This is a genomic window from Gilliamella sp. wkB292 (assembly GCF_001690235.1).
GTDB lineage: Bacteria > Pseudomonadota > Gammaproteobacteria > Enterobacterales > Orbaceae > Gilliamella > Gilliamella apicola_F.
The window spans coordinates 1-10,042 of the sequence record NZ_LZGO01000057.1; the positions used below are offsets into that span (position 1 = coordinate 1).

At 35.7% G+C, this 10,042-nt stretch carries 9 protein-coding genes and 1 CRISPR repeat array; of the genes, 6 read left to right on the top strand and 3 right to left on the bottom strand.

All coding sequences use genetic code 11. The annotated features are described in order from the left end of the window. The first annotated feature begins 160 nt into the window (after positions 1-160). The 6 genes from allC (at position 161) to asnA (ending at position 8,315) form a co-directional block, all read left to right on the top strand. On the top strand, positions 161-1,387 hold the full coding sequence (allC, locus tag A9G09_RS07010; RefSeq protein WP_065634159.1) for an allantoate deiminase: 1,227 nt from the start codon (positions 161-163) through the stop codon (positions 1,385-1,387). A gap of 12 nt (positions 1,388-1,399) precedes the next feature. Further along, positions 1,400-2,650, top strand: coding sequence for an MFS transporter (locus A9G09_RS07015; RefSeq protein ID WP_065634160.1), 1,251 nt, complete (start codon positions 1,400-1,402; stop codon positions 2,648-2,650). Positions 2,651-2,788: 138 nt separating this feature from the next. After that, positions 2,789-3,568 (top strand): (S)-ureidoglycine aminohydrolase, encoded by a 780-nt coding sequence (gene allE, locus A9G09_RS07020; RefSeq protein ID WP_065634161.1) that lies wholly within the window; start codon positions 2,789-2,791, stop codon positions 3,566-3,568. A 284-nt stretch (positions 3,569-3,852) separates the two neighbouring features. After that, complete coding sequence (locus tag A9G09_RS07025; protein ID WP_065634162.1) at positions 3,853-4,755, top strand: carbamate kinase; 903 nt, start codon at positions 3,853-3,855, stop codon at positions 4,753-4,755. Positions 4,756-4,796: 41 nt separating this feature from the next. After that, positions 4,797-5,846, top strand: a complete 1,050-nt coding sequence (gene allD, locus A9G09_RS07030) for an ureidoglycolate dehydrogenase (protein WP_065634163.1) — start codon at positions 4,797-4,799, stop codon at positions 5,844-5,846. A 252-nt stretch (positions 5,847-6,098) separates the two neighbouring features. Beyond that, a CRISPR array of direct repeats spans positions 6,099-6,547; the repeat unit is 28 nt; unit sequence TTTCTAAACTACCTACACGGCAGTGAAC. Positions 6,548-7,322: 775 nt separating this feature from the next. Beyond that, complete coding sequence (gene asnA / locus A9G09_RS07035) at positions 7,323-8,315, top strand: aspartate--ammonia ligase (protein WP_065634164.1); 993 nt, start codon at positions 7,323-7,325, stop codon at positions 8,313-8,315. A 46-nt stretch (positions 8,316-8,361) separates the two neighbouring features. On the opposite strand, the gene tenA is transcribed toward asnA, so the two are convergent. The 3 genes from tenA to A9G09_RS12885 form a co-directional block, all read right to left on the bottom strand. After that, a complete protein-coding gene (gene tenA, locus A9G09_RS07040) occupies positions 8,362-9,024 on the bottom strand; it encodes a thiaminase II (RefSeq protein ID WP_065634165.1) in 663 nt (220 codons plus the stop codon). 228 nt (positions 9,025-9,252) lie between these two features. Continuing rightward, positions 9,253-9,663, bottom strand: coding sequence for a DUF1161 domain-containing protein (locus A9G09_RS07045; RefSeq protein ID WP_065634166.1), 411 nt, complete (start codon positions 9,661-9,663; stop codon positions 9,253-9,255). Positions 9,664-9,816: 153 nt separating this feature from the next. Beyond that, positions 9,817-10,042, bottom strand: a 226-nt coding sequence (locus tag A9G09_RS12885; protein WP_065634167.1) for a hypothetical protein, incomplete at its 5' end; no start/stop codon positions are given.

Below are 10,042 nucleotides of genomic sequence, written 5' to 3' on the forward strand. Positions count from 1 at the left end.
TCATTAATTTAATTAAATTTTAAAAAATTAAAAAAGCTAGTTTGATCACATTATTATTTGCTATTAATAGTATGGTAGATGACAAATTAACTTTTAATGTGTTTCATTATATACAAATACACTTAATGACAGTAACAAGTTGAACAACAGGTAAATACACATGAATATCTTATATGATGATGTTGCTAACGCAGTAGACTGGATATCTAGCTTTGGTGGATTAAAACAAGGCGGTACAACGCGCCTACTTTATAGCGTCGAATGGCTCGCTGCCCAAAATGCACTCAAACAAAGAATGACTGAAATTGGCATGCATAGCTATTTTGACGATGTTGGAAACTTGTATGGACGATTTGAAGGCAGTAAATACAAAGATGAAGTTATCATGTCAGGTTCGCATGTTGATACCGTAGTAAACGGCGGCAAACTTGATGGACAGTTAGGCATTATAGCAGCTTTACTTGCAATGCAATACCTGAAAGAAAACTATGGGCAACCTTTACGCACATTAGAGTTAATCTCGATGGCAGAAGAAGAAGGTAGCCGTTTTCCTTACGTCTTTTGGGGCAGTAAAAATGTATTTGCTATCGCTAATCATCATGATGTTGAAACAATACAAGACAGCGAAGGTATAAAATTTGTTGATGCTATGCAAACATGTGGATTTAAATTCAATACTCAACCTGCACGCAACAATATTAAAGCGTTTTTAGAAATTCATATCGAACAAGGTGGCGTTTTAGAAAAAGAACAAAAAAGTATTGGTGTTGTGACAAGTATTGTGGGTCAACGACGTTATAATATTCGATTAATTGGTGAAGCCAATCACGCCGGTACAACGCCTATGGGATATCGTAAAGATGCGGTGTATGCATTTAGTCGAATCTGTAATGAATCAATTAACAAAGCAATCAAAGTTGGGGATCCACTTGTGCTTACTTTTGGTCACGTAGAACCCAAACCGAATGTGGTCAATGTTGTACCCGGTGAAGTATTATTCACTATGGATTGCCGTCATACGAATAAAGCCCAGTTAGTTCAATTCACGGAAGAGATCGAAGCTGATATGCTGCGTATCGCCAACGAACTTGGACTTGAAATCGAAATTAATCGCTGGATGGATGAAGATCCAATTCCGATGGATAACAAGCTAATCAAAATGTTAGAACAGATATGTAAGGAAGAAAAACTCAGTTATCGAGTAATGCACAGCGGAGCGGGTCATGATTCACAAATATTTGCTCCACGTGTGCCTACAGCAATGTTATTTGTGCCAAGTATTAAAGGTATTAGCCACAATCCGGCTGAAGATACAGATACAAAAGATTTAGTAGAAGGCATTAAAGCACTCACGCACGCTCTATATAAATTAGCCTATCAAGAATAATAAGGAATTAACATGACCATAATAGAAAAAACGGGTGGAATTAAATATTGGCATAAAATCGTTGTATTATTATGCCTAGGTTGGACCGTTATGTGGATTTATCGCCCAGTATTAACCGCGATTTTTCCAGAAGTCCAACAAACTATAGGACCACAATCCAATACTGCACTTGGACTCATTGCCAGTTGTTACTTCTTCGCCTACACCGCAATGCAAATACCCGCAGGAATGTTAGTTGATAAGTTTGGTAAAAAAGCGGTAGTCATCCCCGGCTTTTTACTCTTCACTATTGCAGCATTAATCATCGGTAATGCTCATTCAATCACAATGATCTATATTGGTAGTTTACTTGCTGGTTTAGGCTGTGGTTCTTATTATGGTTCTGCGTGGTCACTTTCAGCTGAAAATATTCCGTCAGAGCACCGCGGTTTCGCATCGGCAATCATCAATACCGGCTCGGCTTTAGGTATGGGGATTAGTTTGTTAGCAACGAGCTTTTTAGTCAAATCATTAGGCATGCCATGGCAATACATGTTATACATTATTGCTGCATTGTTGCTCTGTTTAGTTGCGGGTTTTGCAATTATCATCAAAGAACAACCTAAAATTAAACAAGCAAAACAAAATGACAATATCATTAAAACAACCGCTACTCAACAAGTAGAATCACAAACATCACATAGCTTTTTTAGTAGTCGAATGGTTGCATCGTATATCATGTATTTTGCCACATGCTATGGTTATTATATGATTGTCAGTTGGTTACCTAACTTTCTTGAAACAGAACGTGGTTTTACTGGTGGTAGTATTGGATCTGCATCTTCTTTAGTTGCATTTGCAGCAATTCCAGGTGCACTAATCATCAGTAAAATTTCTGATAAATATAGAAACAAACGCCTATTATTTATCATTGCTCTTGAACTAATCGCCGCAGCAACATTACTTACTACAGTACAATCAGCAACGATAACTTTCTTACTCGCGGGATTAATTTTTTACGGTTTATTTGGTAAATTGACTGTAGAACCAATTCTGATTTCACATGTTGCCGAAACTGCCCCTAAAACTAATTATGGCACTTCGTTTGGCGTATTTAACTTTTTTGGTATGAGCTCGTCTGTTATCGCTCCCCCATTAACAGGTTATTTAGCAGATTTTACCGGCACCAAAATTACCGGATTTTACGTGGCAATTGCTATCTTAATTATTGCAACCGTGCTGTTCTTCCTTCTTAACATGCATAAAAGCGCGAATAACAATTAATAATCTGTGCCGATCATTATATTTATGATCGGCAAAACACATTTTTATAAAACTAGGCTGTTTTCAACGGCGCGCTATTGCATTACCTAAAAAATAGTCAGCCGAAATAAAAAATCAATATGTTCCAAGGAGATAATTATGGGATATATCAATAACAACACAGGTTACCCAAAAGATTTATTAGCATCAAGAGCAATTATTAAACGACAAAATTACGCGCTCATTCCGCCTGATGGATTGGTAAAAAATATCATTCCTGGATTTGATAATTGTGACATCACTATTTTATCGACACCTAAATTGGGCGCATCATTTGTTGATTATTTAGTCACCATGCATAAAGATGGCAACAACCTACAAGGATTTGGTGGTAAAGATCTTGAAGTTTTTGTCTATGTTATTCAAGGTGAAATAACCGCTAAAGCCGATCAACAATCGTTTCATTTACAAACAGGCGGCTACCTTTACTGTCCTTGTGGAGTAAAACTTTATTTACAAAATATGACCAGCTCATCTCGCCTATTCTTGTACAAAAGACGTTATACCCCACTCGATGGACACCAAGCTCGAATCGTTTCGAACCATGTTATTAATCTGGAAAATATTCATTATGAAAATATGGATAATGTTTTTGTACAAGACTTATTACCAAAAGAACTTGGCTTTGATATGAATTTTCATATTTTAACTTTCCAACCGGGTGCAAGTCATGGCTATATTGAAACTCATGTTCAGGAACATGGCGCATATTTACTCAGCGGTGAGGGTATGTACTTGCTTGATAATGAGTGGATACCAGTCAAAAAAGATGACTATATTTTTATGGGGGCTTATGCACTACAAGCCTGTTATGCCGTGGGTAAAGAACCATTAAGTTATATTTATTCAAAAGATTGTCATCGTGATGTTGAAATTTAATGCAACGTACTATTTTGTTTCTCAAGCCAAATCGTGAGCTGAGTTAAGCAACTACAGTTACCAAAACAATATCGATAGACGAATAAAGCGAATCCATGAATAACCAAGCAGGTAAATGCATTATTAAAAACTAGGTCACTTTCTTATTCGGACAGTGACAAAAAATCAGTGGTATTACCGCATTTGATTAGCTCAATATTAACAAGAAAACGCAGTTAATAGCGAGTAAATGTATTAATACTTTAAAACAATAAGCAATTTTAATAAGTGATCAAGGATATCATATGGAACTGATTGTTATTGCATTAGGCGGCAATGCAATTTCTAAACGAAATGAACCACTATCAATAGAGAATCAATATCGAAACATTGATGCTACAACCCAGCTTATCGCAAAACTAGCGGGAAAATATCATTTAGTGATTGTGCATGGCAACGGCCCACAAGTAGGTTTATTAGCACTACAAAATGCGGCTTATACACAGGTTCCTGCCTATCCACTCGATATTCTGGTTTCCCAAACGCAAGGTATGCTCGGGTATATGATAGGTCGCAGTTTACAGCAACACGAACATGTTAAAAATGTTGTCACCTTACTTACCCAAGTTGAAGTTGATCCCAATGACCCTTCTTTTAAAGATCCAACCAAGTATATAGGTCCAGTATATCAACCAGCGCAACAACAACAGTTACAAGCACAATATGGTTGGCATTTTAAACAAGATGGACAATATCTACGCCGAGTGGTGCCGTCCCCTAAACCGCAAAAGATTCTTGAAATTGACACCATTAAACAATTACTTAACCAAGACACTATTGTCATTTGTAATGGTGGCGGTGGTATACCTGTCATTAAAAATCAACTTGGATATCAAGGTATAGAAGCGGTTATCGACAAAGATCACAGTGCAGCGCAACTTGCCATACAATTAAAAGCCGATCACTTAATGATTTTAACTGATGCTGATGCGGTATATGAAAATTGGGGAACCCCACAACAAACGGCATTACATCATGTTAATACAGAACGATTAAAACCGCTTGCAGTTGATGATGGTGCTATTGGTCCTAAAGTCAAATCTGTCATTGAATTTGTTGAAAAAACTAGTAACAAGGCATACATCGGTAATCTAACGGATATAGAGTCTTTATTAGCGGGTACTAAAGGTACAATCATTACAAAATAATATAGCCAAACAGGCAAAACATATATTTGGGAGAGTTTACTATGCGAGTTGACAAAAAAACATTACATGATCTAATCGCGAATAAAATGCATAAAGCCGGTTTAAGTCAGGAACATGCAAACATCGCTGCCGATGCATTAGCTTTTGCTGATGCCCGAGGCATTCATTCACATGGTGCCGTAAGAGTTGAATACTATGCAGAGCGTATTGCCAAAGGTGGCATGACCGTTAATCCTAACATCACTTATAAAGAAACAGGTCCAGCGAGCGCTATTCTCGATTTTGATAATGGCTGTGGTTTGGTTGCAGCCAAAGTTGGCATGGATAAAGCCATTGAAATGGCGAAGAAGAATGGTGTCGCTGTCGTTGGTATACGCCGAATGTCGCACAGTGGATCACTGTGTTACTTTACCGAAATGGCAGCTGCACAAAATTTGGTTGCCATTTCAATGTGTCAATCAGATCCTATGGCTGTGCCCTATGGTGGAGCCGAAGAATTTTTTGGTACCAATCCTATTGCATTTGCAGCCCCAACGGCCGATGAGCGAGTTGTATCATTTGATATGGCAACTACGGTACAAGCTTGGGGTAAAGTACTTTACGCACGCTCCAAAGGCGCTCCTATTCCGCCAACATGGGCTGTTGATGAGCACGGTGAACCAACTACCGATCCTCATAAAGTCAATGCATTATTACCGATAGCTGACGCAAAAGGTTATGGTTTGATGATGATGGTTGATATCTTATCAGGGATATTACTAGGCTTACCTTTTGGTAAAAATGTCTCTTCAATGTATGCAGACCTATCCAAAGGACGCGATCTTGGGCATTTACATATTGTCATTAACCCAGAATATTTTATCGGTCTTGAAATATTCAAACAAACTATGTCTTCGATGCTCGATCAATTAAAAAATGTCAAACCCGCTAAAGGCAATAGCCAAGTATTCTTTCCTGGTGAACGTGGCAAAAAACGTGAAGCAGACTACCTAAAAAATGGTATCGAAATTGTCGATGATATTTATAACTATTTGATTAGTGATGACATCCACTACAACCGGTATGATCATAAAAATAAGTTTGCGGAGTAAACACAAATTTCTGACATAGATAAGTAAAATACTGTTCGCATGCAAACACCCTAGCTTATTCAAGGTTGATACCGGCTTTACAGGTGTCAACCAAAACGAATATAAAAACTTAGTTCTATCGTTTTATAAACAAATTAACCAACTATCAGCAATAATTATTAACTGAAAATCTTCTGGTATTTATTAACCAATCAAGAGCAATATATCACGAATAAAAGATAGCCTTGCAAAATATCACAATTTCAAGACTAAACATTACTTCTGCCTACACGGCAGTGAACTTTTACCGATTAAATTCATTTGAATTAATAAATTTCTAAACTACCTACACGGCAGTGAACCCCATATTTCGGAATTTTCCTCACGAACAGTATTTCTAAACTACCTACACGGCAGTGAACGTAGGACGTCAATTTGCGAAATCACAAATAAATTTCTAAACTACCTACACGGCAGTGAACTTCCTGCAATCTGTTTCTTGGCGCTCTAAAAATTTCTAAACTACCTACACGGCAGTGAACCACCAATGATTGCCACCAAAAAGGGGGCGTTATTTCTAAACTACCTACACGGCAGTGAACGGAACGTGAGATACCATTTAACGTGACGCTACTTTCTAAACTACCTACACGGCAGTGAACAGCAATAACGCCACGAATTTCTTGCCTCGGTTTTTCTAAACTACCTACACGGCAGTGAACTAGAATCTAAACCACTATAACTGTTGTTGGCAGAAAGGTAAATGATGTTTTGCTACTAAAAAACCCTTTTTTTTATGTGCTTTGTAATATATTGATTTTATTATTTTTTATATCTGGTGAAAAAAAAGGGTTGGTAAAAGGGTTAGTCGTATACGCGTTAGCATTCAATTGTGAGTTTATAAACAGCTTTGTCGCGAAGTTTTTAGGCAAAATATCCATAGCTTAATACTCAATATAAATTCAGTCATGAGAATTGCTGTTTAGCAATGCTGACAGGTTTAATTATCTTGTAATCTACGATATAAAAAATGACCGATGATATATAAAATAAGTTATACACGCAGAGCATTGATATTTAGCATTATCCAAGAAACAATTGTGCAATTGTCATCAGTTGATTATATAAAAAATAACAGGTATCAATCCCCTTGGAGGGTTGATTTCAACGTTTATTATCCTGATAATATCATTAAATAATAATTATTTTGAAATAAAATATCCGTTTTTACAGATAGTTACCTTAAACTGATCAACATCCTAGTTTCATCGACTTGGTTGCTGACTTAAAAATGCCACCCACTAAATTGTTCAATTTTTGTATTAACGTTCTTTTTAATCAGCAGTTATCACTAAATAGATAATAATTATAATAATCAATAAAGTTGAGAGATGTATTCAACGCTATTTGTATCTATTTTTACCGTATTGAAACTTGCATATTTCTTTTTTCTAGTTTAATTTACATACACAAATTGACAATAATTAGAGAGTAAACATGACGATATCATTCAAAGAACAACAACAACGAATAAGCTTTGTAAAACATTTTTTTGCTGATCAGTTAGCCGAAAATTTATCCCTGATTGAAGTGCAAGCACCATTATTAAGTCAAGTTGGTGATGGTATTCAAGATAATTTATCTGGTACAGAAAAAGCTGTTCAGGTTAAAGTTAAAACGATTGCTAATGCACAATTTGAAGTCGTTCACTCTTTAGCAAAATGGAAGCGTAAAGTATTAACTGATCACCATTTTGCTGTGGGTGAAGGTTTATATACTAATATGAAAGCGTTACGACCTGATGAAGATCAGCTTTCACCAATTCATTCCGTATTTGTCGATCAATGGGATTGGGAAAAAGTAATAAGTCCAAAAGATCGTACTCTTACTTACCTAAAACAAACAGTTGAAAAGATCTATTCAGCGATTAAAGCAACAGAAAAAGCCGTATCAGAAAAATATCACCTTTCACGCTTTTTGCCGGAATCCATTACATTTATGGATAGTGAACAACTGTTAAAACGTTACCCTAACTTATCACCAAAAGAGCGTGAAAATGCAATTACTAAAGAGCTGGGCGCTGTATTTCTAATTGGTATTGGTGGCTATTTATCTAATAACGAAAAACACGATGCCCGTGCACCCGATTATGATGATTGGAGTAGTGATAATGAAATGGGTTCTAAAGGCTTGAATGGTGATATTTTAGTTTGGAATCCAGCATTAAATAGTGCATTTGAAATTTCATCAATGGGCATTCGTGTCGATCCTGAAGCGTTGAAACGTCAACTTAAGATCACTCATGATGAAACTCGTTTACAATTAGCTTGGCATCAAGCATTAGTTAATGGTGAGTTATTACAAACTATTGGTGGTGGTATTGGCCAATCTCGATTAGTCATGTTGTTGTTACAACTAAAACATATTGGGCAAGTACAAGCAAGTGTTTGGGATGAAAAAACCAAACAAAGTTATGCGAATTTGCTATAACCAAAATACATCATACTTTGCCATTATTGGTGAAGTATGATAATCATTAACAGCTTTTTTCTAATCCCATCTGCCAAAAACCAGCTTCAAGCTGGGTTGCCGTTTTAAAAATGGTTTTTAACTGTGCAAAACGTTCTGCATTGATATTAGATAAATTATCATTAATCCAATTGATTTCATCTTGCACTGCTTTTTGAAATTCATCACCACAATACATGTCGATCCAACTTATATAGGGATTATTTTCTGCATTATACCAAGACTGGGCTGTTATCCAATTTGCGATCATGCCATAACCGATCATGCATGGAGCTAAAACAATATGTAAGTCAAGAATATCACCTTTTAAGCCTACCTCTAAAACATAATCGGTGTAAGCAATGTTAGCTTTGGCTCCAACTAAACGGGTTAATTCTGATTCAGTGATATGCCATTGTTTACAATAACGAATATGTAAATCCAATTCTACTTCAACAATAGCTTTAAGGCTATGTAATGCTTGTTTGATTTCTAAAAGATTACGGCTTTTATAAACTGCAAGTCCCCAAACCCGCGAAAAGTTAACCAAAAATAGATAATCTTGCTTTAAATAGTGTTGAAAACAAGACTTATCTAACGTTCCTTTACCAAGTTGTTCGATAAATTCATGCTGGATATAACTATTCCAATCTGTCTGGCATGAATCAATAAGGGAATAAAATGAAAACATAAAATACTGTTACTTAAATAATCAATTTATAAAGGCTTAAAACTGATTTTACCCATTAAATACCCATTTTGTCGGAATTAAGCAAATCAGATGCAATGGGCAAATTTGAGCCCAAAACATAGTGAATTAATTAGCAGCGTCGAAAAGTAAATTAAACAACTAAATTAACAAAAGCTCGCTTTGGGTATTTCATGTTTAATTCTAATCGACGCTTTACTATCAACATTACTAGTTAGTGGTTGATTCTGATGTTTGGTTAGGACTTGTTTGGTTTTCCGTTTTTTGCTGTTCACTAGAATCAACTGGTGCTGTTGTAGTTGGTGCTACTGTTTCTGTTTTTGATTGCTCAGGTTGAGACTTGGTATCAACAGCTTTTTTATCTGTGCTTTTTACAGATTTGCTAGCAGCATCATAACGCACATAGACAATATTTTGTTGACCACGATCACAAGACCCCACAATTTGCCCTTCAATTTGTTGTTGAGGTTCATTTGATGAAACAAGTTTCAATTGAAATTGAGAGGCTTCAACACCATTATTTTTGATTTTTTCTGCGATATTAGCGCTGATCTCATCACAGTTTGATGCACTAGCTATCATTGGTAGACTAACTAATAAAACAAAGGCTAACTTTTTCATATTATTTCCTTTTTTATAAATGATATTTTATCGAGTGCATTATAAAACTATTGGTTAATCTGTCTATAGTGTTTTTGATAAAGATAAAAAAATATTTTTTATTAAAATAATAGGAAAGTTAGCCCGTTTAAAACGCAGTAAACTAACGTAATTTTAATGATGTTTATCTTCCAATGATTTTAATTTATTGATAATCCAGGATCGGATATTAGCTAGTTCTGTTTCGCTCAAGCTATTAACAAAATCTCGTTTTTCATGTAACGTTTTTCGATCATCTTCAGTTAAAACCACCCCATCTAAATTTAACAATACTTCTTTTCGATAAACTGAATAAATGAAGTCTTTTATTAACTCATCTGAAAGATTAATTTCTGTCATA

What these genes read in the sequence shown, in the direction of transcription:
- allD (WP_065634163.1), top strand. Translation starts at nt 4,797, where the DNA reads ATGCGAGTTGACAAAAAAACATTACATGATCTAATCGCGAATAAAATG.
- asnA (WP_065634164.1), top strand. Translation starts at nt 7,323, where the DNA reads ATGACGATATCATTCAAAGAACAACAACAACGAATAAGCTTTGTAAAA.
- A9G09_RS07045 (WP_065634166.1), bottom strand. Translation starts at nt 9,663, where the DNA reads ATGAAAAAGTTAGCCTTTGTTTTATTAGTTAGTCTACCAATGATAGCT.
- allC (WP_065634159.1), top strand. Translation starts at nt 161, where the DNA reads ATGAATATCTTATATGATGATGTTGCTAACGCAGTAGACTGGATATCT.
- A9G09_RS07015 (WP_065634160.1), top strand. Translation starts at nt 1,400, where the DNA reads ATGACCATAATAGAAAAAACGGGTGGAATTAAATATTGGCATAAAATC.
- allE (WP_065634161.1), top strand. Translation starts at nt 2,789, where the DNA reads ATGGGATATATCAATAACAACACAGGTTACCCAAAAGATTTATTAGCA.
- A9G09_RS07025 (WP_065634162.1), top strand. Translation starts at nt 3,853, where the DNA reads ATGGAACTGATTGTTATTGCATTAGGCGGCAATGCAATTTCTAAACGA.
- tenA (WP_065634165.1), bottom strand. Translation starts at nt 9,024, where the DNA reads ATGTTTTCATTTTATTCCCTTATTGATTCATGCCAGACAGATTGGAAT.